The organism is Streptomyces olivochromogenes, from assembly GCF_021538895.1.
Classification (GTDB): domain Bacteria; phylum Actinomycetota; class Actinomycetes; order Streptomycetales; family Streptomycetaceae; genus Streptomyces; species Streptomyces olivochromogenes_A.
The window spans coordinates 1-20,284 of sequence record NZ_JADDRL010000091.1; the positions used below are offsets into that span (position 1 = coordinate 1).

Genomic DNA, 20,284 nt, shown 5'->3' on the forward strand with positions numbered 1-20,284 from the left:
CGGGGCGGTGAGGGCGGTGTGGGTCAGGCGGGGGCCGCCGGGGACGCGGACCTCGACGACGACGCCGGTCTCGCCGGCCGCTCCGGTGACGGGGTGACGCAGCAGGGTGGCGGTCCGGCCGCCGCTGAGGGTGACCTCGTCGAGGGTGCGGTGCGGGGAGGCGATGAGCTCCTCGGCCCGTTCGCGCAGCACGGCCAGGTCGATCCGGCCGAGACCGCCGAGGTCGGCCGCGCCGGCCCGGCCCTGGGGTGTCCGCGCGGGGTCCTGCCAGGGGTCGCCGCCGTTCTGCGCCGGGCGGCCGGCCCGCCGGTAGGCGGCGAGCAGCGCGCGCTCGCGGGCGGTGGCCTGGTCCAGCAGCCGCGTCTCGATGTCGTGGGCGGCCTCCCGCACCAGCCGCAGCATGGCGGGGTCACCGTCGCAGCGCAGGCAGGTGAGGTCGAGGACGGCCTGGATCTGGCCGCTGAGGGGGTCGCGGACGGGCGCGCCCGCGCAGGCGAACGGCTGCAGGCAGTCGGCGAAGTGCTCGCGCCCGCTGACGTAGACCGGGCCGCGTTCGGCCAGCGCCGTGCCGACGCCGTTGGTGCCGACGACCGGCTCGGAGGCGTCGAAGCCGGGGGCGAAGCTCACCTCGTCGAGGCGTCCGCGCAGGTCGGGGTCCCCGCCGAGCCGGTGCACGATACGGCCCTGCGCGTCGCACAGTACGACCGTCATGCCCACCTCGGTGAGCGACGCGATCACGTCGTGCAGCACCGGGTCGGCGGCCCGCAGGAAGCGGTCGTCGAGGGTCAGGCCGGGTGTGTAGGAGACCATCGGCCGGTCCGGGTCGAGCCCCGCGGCCCGGCAGCGCTTCCAGGATTCCAGGATCGGCGTACGGACATCGGAGTCCACCCGCGCGCCGGACAGAAACTGTTCATGGGCATGGACCAGCCCGCCGATGTCGTCCCAGGCGACCGACAACGGGATCACTTCCTCGCCTGAAGGGCGCCCCCGTCGCGCACCGCCGTTCGGCTCGTCCCGCGAGGAGCCCTCCAAGCGGTTTTTACCCTGAAGCCATTGCCCCGAACACCACAATCTTGGACGGATGCCGGAATTAGGAACGATCTGCCGAGACCGTGGCCACGGCGGGCGGCAGCGCGTACTCGTCGCGCCGGCCGCACTGGCCGTAGCGGGTAGGGGCGGTTGTCGCCGGTCACCAGGGCCTCGCGCAGGCCGAGGAAGCCCTGGACAGCGAGGTCCCGGCGGCGCTGGTCCCGTGCCGGCTGGCACGGTGGCCGCGGTGGCGTACCTCTGCGGGTCGGCGAGCACCGCGGGCGGGAAGGTGAGGACGGCGTCCCGGGCCTCGGGCAGCCCGCTGTTCTGCATCAGGACGGTGACCTGCAGGTCGCCGCCCTGCACCATGCGGTGCACGGTCCCCGGGGTGAACCAGGCGACGGCGCCGGGCTCCAGCGGGATGTCCCGGTAGCCGTCGGGGCTCAGCGTCTGGACCGCGCCGCGGCCGCCGGTGACCATGTAGGCCTCCGTGCACACCAGGTGCAGGTGCGGGCTGCCTCCGCACACACTCGGGCGCGTTCACCACGGCAGCTCCTCCAGGTGTGCGGCGACCCGCTCCCGGTCCCAGGCCCCGTCGGCGATCACCACCCGGTAGCGGTAGGCGAAGGACTCCCCCGGCGGCAGCTCGAACTCCTCGAAGAACGCCCAGGAGAACGCGGCCGTCGGGATCGGCTCGCAGCGCACGAACCAGTGCGAGGCGTGGATGGCCGTCCGCTCGTCGAGGTTCTCCGGCGCGTGCGCGAAGACGAGCGTGGAGTGCCCGTCGACCTCGTCGTGCGCGGTGGTGAAGGCCAGCCAGGGCCCCTGGGTGCCCATCAGCTTCTCGGCACCGGCACCGGCGTCGGAGTCGGGGGCGAAGGCACTGCCGCCGGTGAAATCGCGCGGGCCCCGCCACTGGAGTCCGGTGTACCCGGCGAGCGCACGGCCCGCGGTGGTCGGCGAACCGAACACCAGCGGCTCGGCGTGGACGTTGGTGAGCCGGATCGACCAGTCCAGCGCCCAGGCCCCGGCCCGTTCGTCGACCGAGTGGACGGCCAGTCCACGCGTCTCGCGGGCCCATTCCGCCCCGCCGTTTGCCACCCAGGTCAGCTCCTCGGTGAAGGCCAGGCGGTCGTCGCCGACCGTGAACTCCCCGAAGCCGTCGTGCCGCATCGAGCCGACCCGCTCGGGCAGGGCCCGATAACCCTGCCCGTGCACATAGCAGTTGCCGCCCCAGAAGTTCTGCCCGGACAGATGACTCGCCGTCATCTGCAGGCCCTTGTGCCAGCGGTGGTCGCTGGGCCGGTAGCCGGTCACCGTGCGCCCGGAGAGGGTGCGCACCGGGTGGGCGTACGGCTTGCGGGACTCGAACGCCTGCGGGTCGGGGCGGTAGACGTAGCGGAGGATCTCCGTTCCGCCCGCCGCCTCGACCGCGATGTGCTCGCCGTGGACATGGCCGACGCGGATGGTCATGCGCGCTCCTTCGGGGCCCAGTCGGGGTGGTCGCCGTGCATGGCCGCGTAGTAGGGGTCGGCGGGGCCGATCTCGCCCGCCCGCACGGGCCGGCCGGTGAACGCCGACTTGTAGAGCGCGGCGGCGAACTCCAGGGTCGCGCGGGCGTCCGGACCGCTGCCGGGCGGTCGTACGCCGTTGTCGTACGCGTCGAGGACGGCGGCGAGCTGTGCGGTGTGCGAACTGGGCACGTCGTGCGCGGGGGTGCGCCAGGCGGCGGCGCGTTCGGCGGCGACGTGCGGCGCCGGGGTGTAGACCCAGTCGTCGTTGCGATGCCCGTACAGGTGGGTCAGTTCGACCGTCGCGTCGGCGCAGTCGACGCGGATGCGGCTCACCTCGTGCGGGGACAGCACGCTGTTGACGACGGTCGCCAGGGCGCCGCCGCGGAAGCGGACGAGTGCCGTGGAGACGTCCTCGCTCTCGGTGTCGTGGACCAGCCGCCCGGCCATCGCCCGCACCTCCTCCCACGCGCCGAGCAGGTGCAGCAGCAGGTCGTACTGGTGGATGCCGTGCCCCAGCGTCGGTCCGCCGCCCTCGCTGCCCCAGCGTCCGCGCCAGGGCACCGCGTAGTAGGCCGCGTCCCGGTGCCAGGTGGTCTGGCAGTGCGCGACCAGCGGTGCGCCCAGCTCGCCGCTCGCGACGAGGTCGCGGGCGTGCACGGCGCCGGAGCCGTAGCGGTGCTGGAGGACCACCGAGGCGTAGCCGCCGGACGCCTCCTCGGCCGCCGCGATCTCGTCGTACTGGGCGAGGGACAGGCACAGCGGCTTCTCGCACAGCACCCAAGCGCCCGCCCCGAGAGCGGCGACGGTCTGCTCCAGGTGCGGGGCCGGCGGCGTGCCGACGAGGACGAGGTCCGGGCGCACGGCCTCCAGCATCGCGCCGGTCGACGTGAATCCGGCGACCCGCTCACCGGCGAGTTCACGGAACGCGTCGAGCCGGGCGCGGTCCACGTCGACGGCGGCGACCAGTTCCGCACGGTCGGCGTGGGCTCGGAGGGCGGGAAGGTGGCTGCCGACGACGACGGCGCCGGTCCCGATGACGGCGACCCGGCGGCGGGACGAGGGCTGGGGCATGCGGCGCTCCTCGGACGACGAGCGGACGGACGCGAGCATCACGCGCGATGCAGAAAGCGCTTGCTCCACGAGACGACCGTAGGGGCGGAACGAATGCCGGGCCAACCCCTCTGCATCGAGAACTACAAGGTCGCCGCCGAACGGAATCACCGTCCGGCGGCCCGGACCGGCCGGAAAGCGTCCTACCGTGGAGACATGGACGGCGACACGATGACGCTGTTCCTGTGCGGCGACGTGATGCTCGGGCGCGGCATCGACCAGATCCTTCCGCACCCCGGCGACCCCGCCCTGCGGGAGGACTACCTGCGGGACGCCCGCGACTACGTCCTGGGCGCGGAGGCCGTGAACGGCCCGATCCCCGCGCCCGTCTCCCCCTCCTGGCCCTGGGGCGAGGCGCTGCGGGTGCTGGACGAGGCCGCCCCGGACGTCCGGATCGTCAATCTGGAGACCTCCGTCACCCGCAGCGCGGCGTTCGCGCCGGGCAAGGGGGTGCACTACCGCATGCACCCGGACAACGTGCCCGCGCTCCTGATGATCCGGCCCGACGTCTGCGTGCTGGCCAACAACCACGTCCTGGACTTCGGCCGGGCGGGCCTCGCGGAGACGCTCGACGCCCTGACCCGGGCGGGGCTGCACACGGCGGGCGCGGGGCAGGACGCCGAGGAGGCGTACGCCCCCGCGGTGGTCCCGACGGATGGCCGGCGGGTGCTGGTGTTCGCGCTCGGGGCGCCCTGCAGCGGCATCCCGGCCGACTGGGCGGCGGGACGGACCCTGTCCGGCGTGGCCCGCGTCCCCGCCCTGACACCGGCCGCGGCGGACGCGGTCGTCGAGCGCGTGCGGCGGGTCAAGCGCCCGGGAGACATCGCGGTCGTCTCCGTGCACTGGGGCTCGAACTGGGGCTACCGGGTTCCCGAGCGGCAGATCCGCTTCGCCCACGCGCTGGTCGACGGCGGCGTGGACGTGATCCATGGTCACTCCTCGCACCATCCCCGCCCCGTCGAGGTGTACCGGGAGCGGCTCGTCCTGTACGGCTGCGGTGACTTCGTCGACGACTACGAGGGCATCTCGGGGTACGAGGAGTACCGCGACGACCTGCGGCTCGCCTTCCTGGTCTCGGTCGAGGCGGGCACGGGACGCCTCGCCGGTCTGCGCATGGTGCCGCTGCGGGCCCGGCGGATGCGGCTGGAGTCGGCGTCGGCCGCGGACGCCGCCTGGCTGGGCGCGACGCTGGAGCGGATCAGCGAGGGCGTGTCCGTCGAGGCGGCGCGCGACGGGACGCTCGCGCTGGCCCGCTGACGCCGCGGCAGACACCCCGCTCCGCCCCGGGCGGCAGGCACTTCGGCACGATCCATTCCTGTGCGCCATCTGTTGCCCGCACAGGTGTTACCTAGGAGTAATCAGTGCTGGTTTGATGTGCGGCGCCACTCAACCCCCTTCACCCACAGGGAGATCCAGTGACGTTCCCCGCACCGCGCCGCGCCCTGGGCGCGGCCGTGCTCGCCCTCGCCCTTCCCGCCGCCGCACTCGCCGCATCGGCGCCCGCGGCGGCCGCCGACCCGGCACCGCCGGTGAGGGTTCTGACGTACAACGTCTTCCTCATGAGCAAGAACCTGTACCCGAACTGGGGGCAGGACCACCGTGCCGCGGAGATACCGAAGGCGTCCTTCTTCCGCGGGAACGACGTCGTCGTCCTCCAGGAGGCGTTCGACAACTCCGCGTCGGACGCGCTGAAGAGCTCCTCCGCGGCCGAATACCCGTACCAGACGCCGGTGGTGGGCCGGAGCAGGAGCGGCTGGGACGCGACCGGCGGGGCGTACTCGTCCACCACGCCCGAGGACGGCGGGGTCACGGTGCTCAGCAAGTGGCCGATCCTGCGCAAGGAGCAGTACGTCTACAAGGACGCCTGCGGCGCGGACTGGTGGTCCAACAAGGGCTTCGCGTACGTCGTCCTGAACGTCAACGGCACCAAGGTGCACATCGTCGGCACCCACGCCCAGTCGACGGACCCGGGGTGCGGCGCGGGCGAGGCGGCACAGATGCGCAGCCGTCAGTTCAAGGCCATCGACGCGTTCCTGGACGCCAAGAACATCCCGGCGAACGAGGAGGTGCTCGTCGCCGGCGACCTCAACGTCGACTCGCGCAGCGCCGAGTACGGCTCCCTGCTCGCCGACGCGGACCTGGCCGGCGCCGACGCGCGCACCGGGCACCCGTACTCCTTCGACACGCAGGACAACTCCATCGCGCGCTACCGCTACCCCGACGACCCGCGCGAGGACCTCGACTACGTTCTGCACCGTGTCGGTCACGCCCGACCCACGGGGTGGAGGAACGAGGTCGTCAAGGAGCAGTCGGCGCCGTGGACGGTGTCGAGCTGGGGCACCTCGTACACGTACACCGACCTGTCGGACCACTATCCGGTGCGGGGCTACGCCGGCTGAGGCCCGTTCGGACCGGGCCTGCCGCGCGCGGAGCGCCGCGTGCGGCTTGCCGAACCCACCCGAACAGGCCGAAGGCATCGCTTAGCGATAGGTTGATCCCCATGAGCAACAATGTTTACTTCGACATCACCATCAACGACGAGCCGGCCGGCCGGATCGTCTTCCAGCTGTTCGACGACGTGGTGCCCGACACCGCGAAGAACTTCCGTGAGCTGGCGACCGGCCAGCACGGCTTCGGTTACGCCGGTTCGACGTTCCACCGGGTCATCCCCCAGTTCATGCTCCAGGGTGGCGACTTCACCAAGGGCAACGGCACGGGCGGCAAGAGCATCTACGGCGAGAAGTTCGCCGACGAGAACTTCAAGCTCAAGCACGACCGCCCCTACCTGCTGAGCATGGCGAACGCGGGCCCGAACACCAACGGCTCGCAGTTCTTCGTCACCACGATCGTGACGAACTGGCTGGACGGCAAGCACGTGGTGTTCGGCGAGGTCGTCGAGGGCCAGGACATCGTCGACAAGATCGAGGGCTACGGCAGCCAGAGCGGCAAGACCAGCGCCACGGTCAAGATCGCCCAGAGCGGCACCGTCTGACATCACCCGAAGCCGCACGGCTTCCCCACCCGCCCTCGCGCCCGCGCTCCCGGGCCCGGGGGCGGCTCCGGTTTCCGGGCGGCCGCCCGGCCGTGGACGGCCGGGGTCGTCAGGCGGGCCGGGGTACGCGCTTGAAGGCCCAGGTCGAGCTCGGTTCGACGACGCAGTGGAACACACGCCGTACCGGTGGTGTGCACAGTGCGGTCACGACCGCGGCGGCGACGAGTGTGACCGTGATCTCGCCGAGCGGGCCGTGGACCCAGGCGGGGTCGTACCAGCCCCAGGCCTTGGCGCCCTGGGCGACGAAGCCGTGCAGCAGATAGCCGTAGAGCGTGCCCGCGCCCAGTGGGGTGCACCACATCCGGCGTCCGGGCACCCAGGACAGGAAGCAGGCCACCAGCACCAGCGAGCAGCCGAACAGGGCGAGCGTCATCACGGGCCCGTACCAGGCGGACTGGCCCAACTCCTGGGCGCTGTCCCGGTGCAGGAACCAGTCGGCCGACATGCGCGGCGCCGCCCAGTAGGCCACGGCGAGCGCACCGGCGAACACCGGCACGGCCGCGACGCGCACCGCCCGGCGGCGCACCAGGCGGATGTGCTCGGGCCGCAGGCACAGGCCCAGCACGAAGTACGGCAGGAACTGCAGCACACGCTGCAGGTCGAGGTCGTTGCCGATGGACGGCGAGACGGTCGCGAGCATCGCCACGACCAGGGCGAGCGGCAACGGCCGGCGCAGCCGCAGCCACAGGGGGGTGGTCAGCCGCCAGACGAACAGCGCCGCGAGGAACCAGGTCAGATACAGCGGGTCCAGCAGGCTGACGGGGCGGTCCGGGACCTGGTCCGTCCAGCGGGTGAAGAGGGTGTACGCCACCTCGAAGACGACGTAGGGGACGACGACACCGGTCAGGAGTCTGGTGATCCGTGCGGGGCTCGCGTCGAAACCGCGCGAGAAATAGCCGGAGACGACGATGAACGCCGGCATGTGGAAGGCGTAGACGAGCAGGTACAGGGCGGTCGCCGCCCGGCTGCCCTCGCGCAGCGGCTCCCACGCGTGTCCCACCGCCACCAGCACGATGGCCAGGTACTTGGCGTTGTCGAAGAACGCGTCCCGCGGCTGTGCCGGCCGCGGGACGGACTGCTGTGCGGCGCCGCCGGACGGCGGCGTGCGGTGGGCGGTTCCTTGCTCCTGGGCAGCGGACAGACCAGAACACCTCTGACTCGACGTACGACCCGCGCGGCGGCGGCACCTTGCTCTCCGCACGCTGCTCACCGGATCCGCGCGGGGTAAACCTCCCGGTCGCCGTCGAGTGAATCCCTCAGCCGCCGAGTGCCGACAGGACCACCGCCTTGGCCTCCTCCTGCACCTGGGCGAGGTGGTCCGGGCCGAGGAAGGACTCGGCGTAGACCTTGTAGACGTCCTCGGTGCCCGAGGGGCGGGCCGCGAACCAGGCGTTGGCGGTGGTCACCTTGATGCCGCCGATGGCGGCGCCGTTGCCGGGGGCCTCGGTGAGCACGGCGGTGACCGGTTCCCCGGCCAGGGTCTCGGCGGTGACCTGTGCCGGGGAGAGCTTCGCCAGCAGGGCCTTCTCCTCGCGGGACGCGGGGGCGTCGATGCGCGCGTAGGCGGGTTCGCCGAAGCGGGCGGTCAGTTCGGCGTAGTGCTCCGACGGCGTCCGGTCGGTGACGGCCGTGATCTCGGAGGCCAGCAGTGCCAGGAGGATGCCGTCCTTGTCCGTCGTCCACACGGAGCCGTCCCGGCGCAGGAACGACGCACCGGCCGACTCCTCGCCGCCGAAGCCGAGCGTCCCGCCGAGCAGTCCGTCCACGAACCACTTGAAGCCGACCGGCACTTCGACGAGTTCCCGGCCCAGGTCGGCGGCGACCCGGTCGATCATCGAGGACGAGACCAGCGTCTTGCCGATCCCCGTGCCGGCGGGCCACTGCTCGCGGTGCCGGTAGAGGTAGGAGATGGCGACGGCCAGGTAGTGGTTGGGGTTCATCAGACCCGCGTCCGGGGTGACGATGCCATGCCGGTCGGCGTCGGCGTCGTTGCCCGTGGCGATGCGGTAGCGGTCGCGCTGCTCGATGAGGGAGGCCATCGCGTACGGCGACGAGCAGTCCATGCGGATCTGCCCGTCCCAGTCCAGCGTCATGAACCGCCAGGTGGGGTCGGTGTGCGGGTTGACCACCGTCAGGTCGATCCCGTGCCGTTCGGCGATCCGGCCCCAGTAGGCGACGGACGCCCCGCCCAGCGGGTCGGCGCCGATGCGCACCCCGGCCGCCCGGACCGCGTCGAGGTCCAGCACGCTCGGCAGGTCGGCGACGTAGGTGTCCAGGAAGTCGTACCGGCCGGTCGTGGCGGCGGCCAGCGCACGGGCGTAGGGGATCCGCCGTACGTCCTTCAAGGCCCCGGCGATGATCTGGTTGGCCCGGTCCTGGATCCAGGAGGTCGCGTCGGAGGCGGCGGGTCCGCCGCTCGGCGGGTTGTACTTGAAGCCGCCGTCGGCGGGCGGGTTGTGCGAGGGGGTGACCACGACGCCGTCCGCGAGGCCGGTGGTGCGGCCGCGGTTGTGGGTGAGGATGGCGTGCGAGACCGCCGGGGTGGGGGTGTAGCCGTCCGCGCTGTCGATCAGCACGGTCACGTCGTTGGCCGCGAACACCTCCAGCGCCGTGACCCGCGCGGGCTCCGACAGCGCGTGGGTGTCGGCGCCCAGGAAGAGGGGGCCGTCGGTGCCCTGGCCGTCGCGGTACTCGCAGATGGCCTGGCTGGTGGCGGCGATGTGGTCCTCGTTGAAGGCGGTCGCCAAGGACGAACCGCGGTGTCCTGAGGTGCCGAAGGCCACCCGCTGGCCCGGTTCGGCGGGGTCGGGGTGCAGTGCGTAGTACGCCGTGACCAGCCGGGCCACGTCGACAAGGTCCTCGGGACCGGCCGGCTTGCCCGCTCGCTCGTGCGGCATGGGTCCGCTCCTCCGCATCGGTTGATCCATCGCTCGACGTCTCATCTTTCCCCTACCGGGCCCCGGTGCGCGAGTGAGCCACGGGGTCGGCCGGGAAGCCGGCCGGCAGCGGGCGGCAGGCCGGCCGGCGTACGGCGGCGAGGTCATGCGCCTCGCTCGGCGCCGCCGCCCGTGCGCTCACGTGCCTCGCCCGCGCGGGTCCTGGCAGGCCGGCTCCCGCGCCGAGAGGTGAGCGTGGCCGTCCGCCGGACCGTGTGGGGCGGGGCCGACGGCGGCGCCGCGGACCGCGAGGAGGGCGGCGCCGAGGTCCGCCGCCGTCCTCGGGTCGGCGAGGGCACGGCCGGTCAGTTCCTCGACGCGGCGCAGGCGGTAGCGGACGGTGTTGGGGTGGACGAAGAGGCTGCGGGCCGCGTCGGCGGCGGAGCCGGCCGCGGCGAACCAGTGCTCCAGCGTTTCCAGGAGGCGGGCGCGTTCCGGCGCGGGGAGATCGATGACGGGCTTGAGGGTGACCGTCACCAGGTGGGCGGCCTCCGCGGGGGCGGCGGCGACCAGCATCGCGAGGGGGTTGTCGTCGAACCGCGCCACTCCCGGCCCCGTACCCGGGAGGCTGGCGAGGGCGAGCCGGGCGAAGCGCAGCGCCTGGGGGGTGTCGCGCAGCGAGTCGAAGCCCGGGCTGATGCCCACGCGGGCGTTCGCGCGGCGCAGGACGCGTAGGCCGGTGCTCTCCGCGGTCGGTGTGGTCAGGGCCACCAGGCCGATCTGCTGGTCGGGCAACAGCCGCCAGGCGGACGGCAGTTGAGCCTGGCGCAGGGCGCTCTCGATGCCGGCCAGCGGTTCCGTGCCGGGGGCCGTGGACTCGGCGGCGACGACCGCGTACGGGCCCCGCTCGGGCAGGCCCAGCTCGCGGGCGGCCTCCCACAGGGTGGTGCGGTCGGCGATGACTCCGGTGAAGAGCGCCTCCACCAACGCGGAGCGGCGGGCCTCGCGTTGCAGGGTCAGTTCCGCGCTGGTCTCCCGATGGGCCTCCGCGACCGCCTCGGCGTACAGGCCGAACAGTGACCAGATCTCGGCGGACCGGGCCACCAACTCGGCGTCCGAGACCTCCGGATGGGTGTGCGCCTCCTTGAGGATCTCCGACCACAGGAACTCGAAGCCGATCCGGTAGGCGTGCAGGGTGTCGGCGAGCGGCATGCCGTGCTGGGCCCGCAGCCGCCCGGTGTCGCGGGCCGGTCCGGGGTCCGGGTCGCCGGCCCGGTGGAAGTGCCTGAGGACGAGGTCGGCGTTGGCCGTGCAGGAGCGGCGCAGGGAGTCGCTCGGGATGAGCGATTCGTCCCGGTAGGCGTCGACGTCCGCACGAATGCGCTCGGCCAGGCGTTCGCCCAGTTCCGGAAGCCGTTCGTGGATCGCCGCGGCGACGCCCGAGAAGTCCATTGCCGCAGTGTAACGACCGGATTTTGTTCCCAGGGACAAGCCGGGGAGGAGGACGCTGTCGTCCCTCCCATAGGTCGCCGCGCGTTACGGCAGCACCATGTCGTCCACGTGAACAGCGGATTTCGACGGTGACGTTCGTGGAGGCGGGTCATGGCCAATCTGGCGGAGTTCTTGGTGCGGACGGCGGCACGGCAGCCCGAGCGTCCCGCGCTGCGGCTGGGCACGCACATCACGACGTACGGCGAGCTGGACGAGCGCACCGCGCGCGCCGCCGCGTTCCTGCGCGCGGAGGGCGTACGGCCGGGCGACCGGGTGGCCCTGATGCTGCCGAACGTCCCTGAGTTCGTCGTCCTGTACTACGGCGCGCTGCGGGCCGGTGCGATCGTCGTGCCGATGAACCCGCTGCTGAAGGCGCGGGAGACCGAGTACCACCTGAGCGACTCCGGGGCGGTGCTGCTGTTCGAGTGGCACGCGGCGCCCGGTGAGGGCGCCCAGGGAGCGGCGGCGGCCGGCGTGCGCCATGTCGCCGTCGAGTCCGCGTCCTTCGCCGCGCTGCTGTCCGGTCACGAGCCGGTCTCCGACGTGGCGGCTACGGCCGACGAGGACGTGGCCGTACTGCTCTACACCTCGGGCACCACCGGGCGGCCGAAGGGCGCCTCGCTCACCCACGCCGGGCTGCGGCACAACACCGAGGTCAGCACGGTGCACGTGCAGCGCATGACCTCCGAGGACGTGGTCGTCGGCTGTCTGCCGCTGTTCCACATCTTCGGCCAGATCTGCACCATGAGCGTGGCCCTGCACAGCGGCGCCTCGCTCACCCTGATCCCGCGTTTCGACCCGCAGGCCGTGCTGGAGGCGATCGCCCGGGACGGCGCCACGGTGTTCGAGGGGGTGCCGACGATGTATGCGGCGCTGTTGCAGCATCCGGCCGAGGCCGACGTCTCGACGCTGCGGATGTGCGTCTCCGGCGGCGCCTCGCTGCCGGTGGAGGTGCTGCACGGTTTCGAGCGGCGTTTCGGCTGCATGGTGCTGGAGGGCTTCGGCATGTCCGAGACCAGCCCGGTGGTCTCCTTCAACCACCCCGACCGGCCGCGCAAGCCGGGCTCCGTCGGCACGCCGATCCAGGACGTGGAGGTCCGGCTGCTGGACGAGAAGGGCCAGGACGTGGCCCCAGGCGAGGTCGGCGAACTGGCCGTGCGCGGCCCGAACGTGATGAAGGGCTACTGGAACCGGCCCGAGGAGACCGCGGCCGTCCTCCCCGACGGTTGGCTGCGCTCCGGCGACCTGGCCCGGCGGGACGAGGACGGCTACCTCTACATCGTCGACCGCAAGAAGGACATGATCATCCGCGGTGGCTACAACGTCTACCCGCGCGAGATCGAGGAGGTCCTGCACGAGCACCCGGCCGTCGCCCTCGCGGCCGTGCTCGGCGTGCCCCACGAGCAGCTCGGCGAGGAGGTCGGCGCCGCGGTGGTGCTCCGGAAGGACGCGCGGGCCACGCCGGAGGACCTGCGGCAGTTCGTCAAGGAGCGGGTCGCGGCGTACAAGTACCCGCGCGCGGTGTGGGTCGTCGACGCGCTCCCGACGGGTCCCAGCGGCAAGATCCTCAAGCGGGAGATCGTCGTGCCGGCGGTGTGAGGGGCGGCAGCACTCTCGCAGCACTCTCTCCCTTTCACCGCGCTCCGCGACGGTTCACCGCGCGCCGCGCCGCTCCCCCTTCTCGGTCTTCTCGGTCTTCTCGGTCTTCTCGGTCTTCTCGGTGTCCGCCGGGGCCCGCAGGGGCGGCGCGTCGGCCGCGGTGAGGTGTTCGAGGACCTCGGCCAGCTCCTGGCAGGCCTCTTCCACGGACGTCCTGGTGTTGCGCTGCTCGGTGATCACGGACGACAGGAGCAGCGCGGTCAGCGCCATCGTCCCGTTGAAGGCCTGGAGCTTCATCATCACTTCCACGGGCGCCAGCCTCGCGAACGCGCCGAGCCCGTCCGTCGCCGCGAAGGTGGCCACCACGGACGTGAACAGGGCGCACAGCATGCTTCCGGCGAGCTGGAAGCGCAGGGCCGCCCAGATGATGAGCGGGTAGACGAGGAACAGCAGGCTGACGGGGTCGAACACGGCCACCGGTACGACGACGGCGGCGACGATCGCCAGAGCCGTGGCCTCCTTCCACCGTGAAAGCCGGGGAGGCCAGCGGGCCCCGTACACCAGCAGCAGGACGGGGGCCACGATGAGGACGCCCATCGCGTCGCCCACCCACCACGCCGGCCAGACGAGCCAGAAGCCGTCCATGGCGAGCTTGCCGGCGGCGACGAGGGTGCCGACCCCGATGCTCGCGCTGATGAGCATGGCGGTCAGCGCGCCGAGGAACACGAGCGCGAGGCCGTCGCGCAAGCGGCTGAGGTCGGTGCGGAAGCCGACCCGGCTCAGCAGGAGATACGCGCACAGCGGCGCGAGGGTGTTCCCGAGGACGAGTACGGGGGTGTCGGGGCCCGGCGTACTGATGGACGCGATGATGAAGAAGGCGCCGAGCGCGATGCCCGGCCAGGCGCGCGGGCCGAGGATGAGGAGGGCGGCCACCGCGACGCCGGTCGGCGGCCAGATGGGGGTGACCACGGCGCCCTCGACGACGAGCCGGCGCAGCAGGCCGAGCCGCCCCGCCCCGAAGTAGCAGGCGGTGACCACCGCCGTCTCCAGGGCGAAGACGACCAGTCGTCGCGCGTCCCGGGTGGCCTCCACAACAGTCATCACACACCTACGGCGTCGCCTCGGCGAGGGCAGACGGCCGGGGTCCGGCCCTCTGGCCGAAGCCCCCGGACCTACGGTTCGAGGCCGGGCGGGTGCGGATCCTGGGCGTTGGGGTCGTCGCTCTCGGAGTACGGGTCGTCGTGGCCCACGACCAGCACGGCCGCGTCGTCCTCGTGTCCCACGCGCTCGGCGCCCTTGATCACGGCGGCGGCGAGCGCATGCGCCTCCAGGCCGGCGACGGCCGCGATGCCGGCCAGGCGTACGACCGTGTCGAGGCCCTCCTCGATGTTCATGGACGGCCCCTCCACGACACCGTCCGTGAGGAGGACGACGACTCCGCCCGTGGTGAGGCGGTAGCGGGTCACGGGGTACTCCATCCCCTGCCGGACGCCGAGCGGCGGTCCCCCCTCGTCCTGGGCGATCCCCGACTTTCCGTCCGCCGTGGCCCACACGAAGGGGATGTGGCCGGCCCGCGCGCTCTCCAGGTCGCCCGTGGACGGGTCGAGCCGCATGAAGGTGCAGGTGGCGAAGAGGTCGCTGCCCAGGGAGAGCAGCAGGTCGTTCGTGCGGGCGAGGAGCTCGCCCGGCTCGCTCGTGACCGTGGCGAGGGCCCGCAGCCCCACCCTGACCTGGCCCATGAAGGCCGCGGCCTCGATGTTGTGCCCCTGTACGTCGCCGATGGACAGCCCGATGCGTCCGTCCGGCATCGTGAAGGCGTCGTACCAGTCCCCGCCCACGTTGAGCCCGTAGCAGGCGGGCGCGTACCGCACCGCCAGGTGGAGGCGGGGGGAGGAGGGAAGGTCCCGGGGGAGCATGCCGCGCTGCAGGGCGATGGCCAGCTCGACCTGGGAGCGCTGGAGCTCCGCGCGCTGGCGCGCCTGTGCGGTCAGCGACCGGAGTCTGACCAGCAGCTCGTCGCCGTCCTCCGTTGAGCGCTTGCGGGGCATCGATCACTCCGGCGAGGAACAGCCCTTTTCGGACAAACCCCTACTTTTACCTTGAGAGGATCATAGCCACTCTCAGGTCCGTGGCGCGGTGCGTCGTTCCAGGATCTTCAGGACCGTCTCGCCCCAGCGCACGTTGGCCCGCTCCAGGGCCAGTCCGCCCTGCAGGGTGAGGTAGGGGCCGACGCGTTCGGCGGTGGCGAGGTATTCCTCCTCGGTGCGCCCGGCCAGCAGGCGTTCCCGCATGCGCTCGAAGCGGGCCAGCTTCGCGGCGGACCGTTCCACGCGTTCGGTCACCCCGGCGCGTACGGCCTCCAGGTCGCCGACGTCCACGCACTGGACCTTGACCATCAGCTCGTCGCGGATGGCCATCGGCCTGCTGGTGGCCTCGGCGGTGTAGGCGCGCACGGCCTCGCGGCCGGCCTCGGTGAGGGAGAAGAGCCGCTTGTTGGGCCGGCGCTCCTGCTGCACGACCCGCGCGGAGACGAGGCCCTCGCCCGCCATGCGGTCCAGCTCGCGGTAGATCTGCTGCGGGGTGGCCATCCAGAAGTTGGCGACCGAGGCCTCGAAGCCCTTCGCGAGGTCGTAGCCGGACGCCTCACCCTCCAGAAGCGCGGCCATCACCGCGTTGCGCAGAGCCATGACCTCAACCTAACACCCCGTTGATTACTCAAAGAGGCGACTATGACCCGGCCGTACGGGAGCGGGCGCACGGCGAACGGCGCGGCCGGACCGCTCCTGCCGGTCCGGCCGCGCCGACGGGCGCCCGACGCAGTCGGGCGACCCGAGTCCTCAGGCGATCTCGACCAGCAGGTCGCCGCCTTCCACCTGCTGGATGCGGTTGATCGCCAGCCGGGACACCTTGCCGTCCTTGGTGGCCGTGATCGTCGCCTCCATCTTCATCGCCTCGATGGTGGCGACCGTGGCACCCGCGCTCACCTCGTCGCCCTCGGACACCGCGAGCGTCACCACGCCGGCGAACGGCGCCGCGACGTGCCCGGGGTTGGCGCGGTCGGCCTTCTCCGTGACCGGCACGTCCGAGGCCGCCGCCTTGTCGCGCACCTGGATCGGCCTCAGCTGGCCGTTCAGGCTGGACATGACGGTGCGCATGCCGCGCTCGTCGGCCTCGCCGACGGCCTGGAGCTCGATGAGCAGCCGCACGCCCTGTTCGAGGTCGACGGCGTACTCCTTGCCGGGGCGCAGACCGTAGAAGAAGTCCTTGCTGTCCAGCACGCTGGTGTCGCCGAACGCCTGGCGGTGGGTGTCAAAGTCGCGCGTCGGGCCGGGGAACAGCAGCCGGTTGAGCGTGGGGCGCGGGGACTTCTCCAGGCCCGCCCGGTCCTCGGCGGTCAGCTCCTGCACGGGCTTGGCCTCGGCCCGGCCCTGCAGCGCCTTGCTGCGGAACGGCTCCGGCCAGCCGCCGGGCGGGGTGCCCAGCTCGCCGCGCAGGAAGCCGATGACGGAGTCGGGGATGTCGTACTTGTTCGGGGCCGCCTCGAAGTCCTCGGGGTTCACCCCGGCCCCGACCAGGTGGAGGGCCAGGTCGCCCACGACCTTGGAGGACGGGGTGACCTTCACCAGGCGGCCGAGCATCCGGTCGGCGGCCGCGTACATCGCCTCGATGTCCTCGAACCGGTCGCCGAGGCCGAGGGCGACGGCCTGGGTGCGCAGGTTGGACAGCTGGCCGCCGGGGATCTCGTGGTGGTAGACGCGTCCGGTCGGCGAGGCCAGGCCCGCCTCGAACGGCGCGTAGATCTTGCGGACGCTCTCCCAGTACGGCTCCAGGTCCCCGACGGCCTGGAGGTCGAGGCCGGTGGGGCGCTCGGAGTGGTCGGTCGCGGCCACGAGCGCCGACAGGGACGGCTGCGACGTGGTGCCCGCCATGGAGGCCACCGCTCCGTCCACCGCGTCCGCGCCCGCCTGGATCGCGGCGAGGTAGGTGGCGAGCTGTCCGCCCGCCGTGTCGTGGGTGTGCAGGTGCACCGGCAGGTCGAACTCGCGGCGCAGCGCCGCGACGAGCGTGGCCGCGGCCGGGGCGCGCAGCAGTCCGGCCATGTCCTTGACGGCCAGGACGTGGGCGCCGGCCTCGACGATCTGCTCGGCCAGGCGGAGGTAGTAGTCGAGGGTGTACAGCCGCTCGCCCGGGTCGGACAGGTCGGAGGTGTAGCACAGGGCGACCTCGGCGACGGCCGTGCCGGTCTCCCGTACCGCGTCGATGGCGGGGCGCATCTGGCCGACGTCGTTGAGCGCGTCGAAGATCCGGAAGATGTCGATGCCGGTGGCGGCGGCCTCCTGCACGAAGGCGTCGGTCACCTCGGTCGGGTACGGCGTGTAGCCGACGGTGTTGCGGCCGCGCAGCAGCATTTGGAGGCAGATGTTGGGCACGGCCTCGCGCAGGGCGGCCAGCCGCTCCCACGGGTCCTCGGCGAGGAAGCGCAGGGCGACGTCGTAGGTGGCGCCGCCCCAGCACTCCAGGGACAGCAGCTGCGGCAGCGTGCGCGCCACCGCCGGCGCCACGGCCAGCAGGTCCTTGGTACGCACCCGGGTGGCAAGCAGCGACTGGTGGGCGTCGCGGAACGTGGTGTCGGTGACGCCGATGGTCGGCGACTCGCGCAGCCACCGGGCGAAGCCCTCCGGGCCGAGGTCGACGAGCCGCTGCCGCGAACCCGGCGCCGGCTCGCCCCCGGGCAGCGGCGGCAGCTTGGTGGCCGGCTCGATGAGCAGGGGCCGCTCGCCGTGCGGCTTGTTCACCGTGACGTCCGCGAGGTAGGTGAGCAGCTTGGTGCCGCGGTCGGCGGAGGTGCGGGAGGTGAGCAGGTACGGCCGCTGCTCGATGAAGGAGGTCGTGACCCGTCCGGCCTGGAAGTCCGGGTCGTCGAGGACGGCTTGCAGGAACGGGATGTTCGTGGCCACGCCGCGGATGCGGAACTCGGCGACCGCACGCCGGGCCCGGCCGATCGCGGCCTTCAGGTCCCGGCCCCGGCAGGTGAGCTTGACCAGCATCGAGTCGAAGTGCGCGCTGATCTCCGTACCGGCGTGCGTGGTGCCGCCGTCCAGCCGGATGCCGGAACCGCCGGGCGAGCGGTAGGCGCTGATGCGGCCGGTGTCCGGGCGGAAGCCGTTGGCCGGGTCCTCGGTCGTGATACGGCACTGCAGGGCCGCCCCGCGCAGGGTGACGGTGTCCTGGGACAGCCCGAGGTCGGCGAGGGTCTCGCCGGACGCGATGCGCAACTGGGCCTGGACCAGGTCGACGTCGGTGACCTCCTCGGTCACCGTGTGCTCGACCTGGATGCGCGGGTTCATCTCGATGAAGACGTGGTTGCCGTCGCGGTCGAGCAGGAACTCCACGGTGCCCGCGTTGCGGTAGCCGATCTCCCGGGCGAACCTCACCGCGTCGGCGCAGATCCGGTCGCGCAGATCGGGGTCGAGGTTGGGCGCGGGCGCCAGCTCGATCACCTTCTGGTGGCGGCGCTGGAGCGAGCAGTCACGCTCGAAGAGGTGGATGACGCCGCCCTGTCCGTCGGCGAGGATCTGCACCTCGATGTGGCGCGGATCCACGACGGCCTTCTCCAGGAAGACGGTCGGGTCACCGAACGCGGACGCCGCCTCGCGCGAGGCGGCCTCGATCGACTCGCGCAGCGCGGCCGGCTCCTCGACACGGCGCATACCGCGACCGCCGCCGCCGGCGACCGCCTTCACGAACACCGGGAAGCCGATGTCCTCGGCGGCGCGCACGAGTTCGTCGACATCGTTGGAGGGGGCCGAGGAGCCGAGCACGGGTACCCCGGCCGCGCGGGCGGCGGCCACCGCACGGGCCTTGTTCCCGGTCAACTCCAGGGTCTGGGCGCTCGGCCCGACGAACGTGATGCCCGACTCCTCGCAGGCGCGCGCGAGTTCGGGGTTCTCGGACAGGAAGCCGTATCCCGGGTACACCGCGTCCGCGCCCGCCCGGCGCGCCGCGCCCACGATCTCCTCGACGGAGAGGTAGGCACGCACGGGATGCCCCGGCTGCCCGATCTCGTAGGCCTCGTCGGCCTTCAGCCGGTGCAGTGAGTTGCGGTCCTCGTACGGGAAGACGGCGACCGTGCGCGCGCCCAGCTCATAGCCTGCGCGGAACGCGCGAATCGCGATCTCGCCACGGTTGGCGACCAGCACCTTGCGGAACATTCTCGATCCCTTCAGCCTGCCGGCGACGAACACCATGGTGTCGGCCATCCCCCTGCCGTGCCACGCCGCCACGTTAGGGGCGCGCCGGTGGCTCCAGAAGGCGGGAAACATCACATTGACATGTCACCCGAACTTCACGGCGATGCCTCGGCCTCCACGCCGAGGCCGCGGCCACACCGTCCGCCGGGACGGAGAGCGGGCACGGGCCTAGTCTGGAAGTTCCCGCTCTCTCCCCTCCCGTTCCCCCCTTCCCTCACTTCCCGCCCATCACTCCCTTCCCTCCCGCGCGAAGAGGAGTCAGCACGATGTTCGGACGCCGTCGACACGCCGGGGCAGGTGCGGCGAGCCCGCGCCCGGGACGCGCCCTGCGGGCGTGGGCGGTGGCCGCGGCCGCCCTGGTGCTCACCCTGGCCGTGGGGGCCGACTCCCCCGTCTCCGGCTCGGCGCTCGCGAGCGTGGCCGTCACCAAGGACCTCGCCTACGCACCCGCCGAGCCGCCCGGCACCCAGGGCCACCTGCTGGACCTCTACGTCCCGCGGTCCGCCCGGCCGGTCCCGCTGGTCGTCTTCTCCAGCGGCTCGGGCTGGCTGGCGGACAGCGGACGCCAGGGCGCCGACAAGGTGGCCGCACAGCTCAATCCGTACGGGTACGCGGTCGCGGGCGTGGCGATCCGCTCCAGCTCGCGGGCGCGGTTCCCGGCCCAGCTGTACGACATCAAGGGCGCCGTCCGCTGGCTGCGCGGGAACGCGGCCCGGTACCACCTCGACCCGGACCGGATCGCGATCATGGGTGACTCGTCCGGCGGCTGGACCGCGGCGATGGCCGCCGTCACCGGGGACGTCCCGGCGTTGGAGGGGGACGTCGGGACGTCCGGGCCGTCCAGTGCCGTCCAGGCGGCCGTGCCGTTCTATCCGCCGACCGACTTCCTGCGGATGGACGCGCACATGCCGGACGGCTGCGCGGCGTTCGACGCCGAGTTCGGTCTCACCGGCTGCCACGCGGACCCTGGCTCGCCCGAGTCGCGGCTGCTCGGCTGCCCCATCGAGCGGTGCCCCGCGTACCTGGTCGCCGCGGCGAACCCCCTCACCCACATCGGGCGACGGCCTACCCCGCCGTTCCTGATCCTCCACGGCGAACGCGACACCGTCGTGCCGTACGACCAGAGCCGCCTGCTCTACGACAAGCTGGCCGCCGCGGGGGACGACGCCCGGCTGATCACCTTCCCGAAGGCCGGGCACGCCACCCTGCTCGGCATGCTGAGCGACCCCGACACCCGCGAGGGCGCCTACGAGGAGACTTCGGTCAATGGCCACGGCACGTCGGCCTGTCCCCTGACCCCGACGTGGCGGACGGTCGTGTCCTTCCTGGACGAACGGCTGCGCCCCACCGGCCGGTGACCCG

14 protein-coding genes and 2 pseudogenes are annotated in these 20,284 nt (G+C 72.5%); 5 read left to right on the forward strand and 11 right to left on the reverse strand.

The window, feature by feature from the left end:
* The 4 genes and pseudogenes from IPZ69_RS34065 to IPZ69_RS34080 all read right to left on the reverse strand — a co-directional run.
* Positions 1-966 (reverse strand): annotated as a pseudogene (locus IPZ69_RS34065) (SpoIIE family protein phosphatase); the annotation flags it as partial.
* Between the two features lie 167 nt (positions 967-1,133).
* A pseudogene (locus IPZ69_RS34070) lies at positions 1,134-1,509 on the reverse strand (cupin); the annotation flags it as partial.
* 60 nt (positions 1,510-1,569) lie between these two features.
* Positions 1,570-2,502, reverse strand: coding sequence for a DUF6807 domain-containing protein (locus tag IPZ69_RS34075; RefSeq protein ID WP_235458540.1), 933 nt, complete (start codon positions 2,500-2,502; stop codon positions 1,570-1,572).
* On the reverse strand, positions 2,499-3,614 hold the full coding sequence (locus IPZ69_RS34080; protein ID WP_235458541.1) for a Gfo/Idh/MocA family protein: 1,116 nt from the start codon (positions 3,612-3,614) through the stop codon (positions 2,499-2,501). The genes IPZ69_RS34075 and IPZ69_RS34080 overlap by 4 nt, the downstream gene beginning before the upstream one ends.
* 195 nt (positions 3,615-3,809) lie before the next feature.
* Between IPZ69_RS34080 and IPZ69_RS34085 the strand changes: the two genes are divergently transcribed.
* The 3 genes from IPZ69_RS34085 to IPZ69_RS34095 all read left to right on the forward strand — a co-directional run bounded on the left by IPZ69_RS34085 (position 3,810) and on the right by IPZ69_RS34095 (position 6,645).
* On the forward strand, positions 3,810-4,910 hold the full coding sequence (locus IPZ69_RS34085; protein WP_235458542.1) for a CapA family protein: 1,101 nt from the start codon (positions 3,810-3,812) through the stop codon (positions 4,908-4,910).
* A 158-nt stretch (positions 4,911-5,068) separates the two neighbouring features.
* The gene (gene sph / locus IPZ69_RS34090) at positions 5,069-6,052 is read left to right on the forward strand and encodes a sphingomyelin phosphodiesterase (protein ID WP_235458543.1); all 984 of its coding nucleotides are present in this window, start codon (positions 5,069-5,071) and stop codon (positions 6,050-6,052) included.
* Between the two features lie 101 nt (positions 6,053-6,153).
* Entirely contained in the window at positions 6,154-6,645 is a 492-nt protein-coding gene (locus tag IPZ69_RS34095) for a peptidylprolyl isomerase (RefSeq protein ID WP_235458544.1), read from the forward strand.
* Positions 6,646-6,754: 109 nt separating this feature from the next.
* Here the strand turns inward: IPZ69_RS34095 and IPZ69_RS34100 are convergent, their stop codons facing one another.
* From IPZ69_RS34100 to IPZ69_RS34110, 3 genes are all read right to left on the reverse strand, one after another.
* Positions 6,755-7,846, reverse strand: coding sequence for an acyltransferase family protein (locus IPZ69_RS34100; protein WP_268835406.1), 1,092 nt, complete (start codon positions 7,844-7,846; stop codon positions 6,755-6,757).
* 115 nt (positions 7,847-7,961) lie between these two features.
* Entirely contained in the window at positions 7,962-9,602 is a 1,641-nt protein-coding gene (gene pgm, locus IPZ69_RS34105) for a phosphoglucomutase (alpha-D-glucose-1,6-bisphosphate-dependent) (protein ID WP_235458546.1), read from the reverse strand.
* Between the two features lie 177 nt (positions 9,603-9,779).
* Positions 9,780-11,033, reverse strand: coding sequence for a PucR family transcriptional regulator (locus tag IPZ69_RS34110; RefSeq protein WP_235458547.1), 1,254 nt, complete (start codon positions 11,031-11,033; stop codon positions 9,780-9,782).
* 150 nt (positions 11,034-11,183) lie between these two features.
* On the opposite strand from IPZ69_RS34110, the gene IPZ69_RS34115 reads away from it, so the two are divergent.
* Positions 11,184-12,671: a long-chain-fatty-acid--CoA ligase gene (locus IPZ69_RS34115; protein ID WP_235458548.1), complete on the forward strand. Its 1,488-nt coding sequence runs from the start codon at positions 11,184-11,186 to the stop codon at positions 12,669-12,671.
* 54 nt (positions 12,672-12,725) lie between these two features.
* On the opposite strand, the gene IPZ69_RS34120 is transcribed toward IPZ69_RS34115, so the two are convergent.
* From IPZ69_RS34120 to IPZ69_RS34135, 4 genes are all read right to left on the reverse strand, one after another.
* Positions 12,726-13,772, reverse strand: coding sequence for an MASE1 domain-containing protein (locus tag IPZ69_RS34120; protein ID WP_235458549.1), 1,047 nt, complete (start codon positions 13,770-13,772; stop codon positions 12,726-12,728).
* Positions 13,773-13,843: 71 nt separating this feature from the next.
* On the reverse strand, positions 13,844-14,719 hold the full coding sequence (locus IPZ69_RS34125) for a PP2C family protein-serine/threonine phosphatase (RefSeq protein ID WP_235458550.1): 876 nt from the start codon (positions 14,717-14,719) through the stop codon (positions 13,844-13,846).
* Between the two features lie 72 nt (positions 14,720-14,791).
* Positions 14,792-15,358: a PadR family transcriptional regulator gene (locus IPZ69_RS34130; protein ID WP_235458551.1), complete on the reverse strand. Its 567-nt coding sequence runs from the start codon at positions 15,356-15,358 to the stop codon at positions 14,792-14,794.
* Between the two features lie 150 nt (positions 15,359-15,508).
* Complete coding sequence (locus IPZ69_RS34135; protein WP_235458569.1) at positions 15,509-18,883, reverse strand: pyruvate carboxylase; 3,375 nt, start codon at positions 18,881-18,883, stop codon at positions 15,509-15,511.
* A 305-nt stretch (positions 18,884-19,188) separates the two neighbouring features.
* On the opposite strand from IPZ69_RS34135, the gene IPZ69_RS34140 reads away from it, so the two are divergent.
* Positions 19,189-20,280 carry an alpha/beta hydrolase gene (locus IPZ69_RS34140; RefSeq protein ID WP_235458552.1) on the forward strand — a complete coding sequence of 364 codons (1,092 nt, stop codon included), beginning with the start codon at positions 19,189-19,191 and terminating at the stop codon, positions 20,278-20,280.
* The last annotated feature ends 4 nt before the right edge of the window (positions 20,281-20,284 follow it).

Excerpts from the sequence above, each read along its gene's own strand:
- IPZ69_RS34075 (WP_235458540.1), bottom strand. The coding sequence starts at position 2,502 with ATGACCATCCGCGTCGGCCATGTCCACGGCGAGCACATCGCGGTCGAG.
- IPZ69_RS34080 (WP_235458541.1), bottom strand. The coding sequence starts at position 3,614 with ATGCCCCAGCCCTCGTCCCGCCGCCGGGTCGCCGTCATCGGGACCGGC.
- IPZ69_RS34085 (WP_235458542.1), top strand. The coding sequence starts at position 3,810 with ATGGACGGCGACACGATGACGCTGTTCCTGTGCGGCGACGTGATGCTC.
- IPZ69_RS34095 (WP_235458544.1), top strand. The coding sequence starts at position 6,154 with ATGAGCAACAATGTTTACTTCGACATCACCATCAACGACGAGCCGGCC.
- pgm (WP_235458546.1), bottom strand. The coding sequence starts at position 9,602 with ATGCCGCACGAGCGAGCGGGCAAGCCGGCCGGTCCCGAGGACCTTGTC.
- IPZ69_RS34110 (WP_235458547.1), bottom strand. The coding sequence starts at position 11,033 with ATGGACTTCTCGGGCGTCGCCGCGGCGATCCACGAACGGCTTCCGGAA.
- IPZ69_RS34115 (WP_235458548.1), top strand. The coding sequence starts at position 11,184 with ATGGCCAATCTGGCGGAGTTCTTGGTGCGGACGGCGGCACGGCAGCCC.
- IPZ69_RS34120 (WP_235458549.1), bottom strand. The coding sequence starts at position 13,772 with ATGACTGTTGTGGAGGCCACCCGGGACGCGCGACGACTGGTCGTCTTC.
- IPZ69_RS34125 (WP_235458550.1), bottom strand. The coding sequence starts at position 14,719 with ATGCCCCGCAAGCGCTCAACGGAGGACGGCGACGAGCTGCTGGTCAGA.
- IPZ69_RS34130 (WP_235458551.1), bottom strand. The coding sequence starts at position 15,358 with ATGGCTCTGCGCAACGCGGTGATGGCCGCGCTTCTGGAGGGTGAGGCG.
- IPZ69_RS34135 (WP_235458569.1), bottom strand. The coding sequence starts at position 18,883 with ATGTTCCGCAAGGTGCTGGTCGCCAACCGTGGCGAGATCGCGATTCGC.
- IPZ69_RS34140 (WP_235458552.1), top strand. The coding sequence starts at position 19,189 with ATGTTCGGACGCCGTCGACACGCCGGGGCAGGTGCGGCGAGCCCGCGC.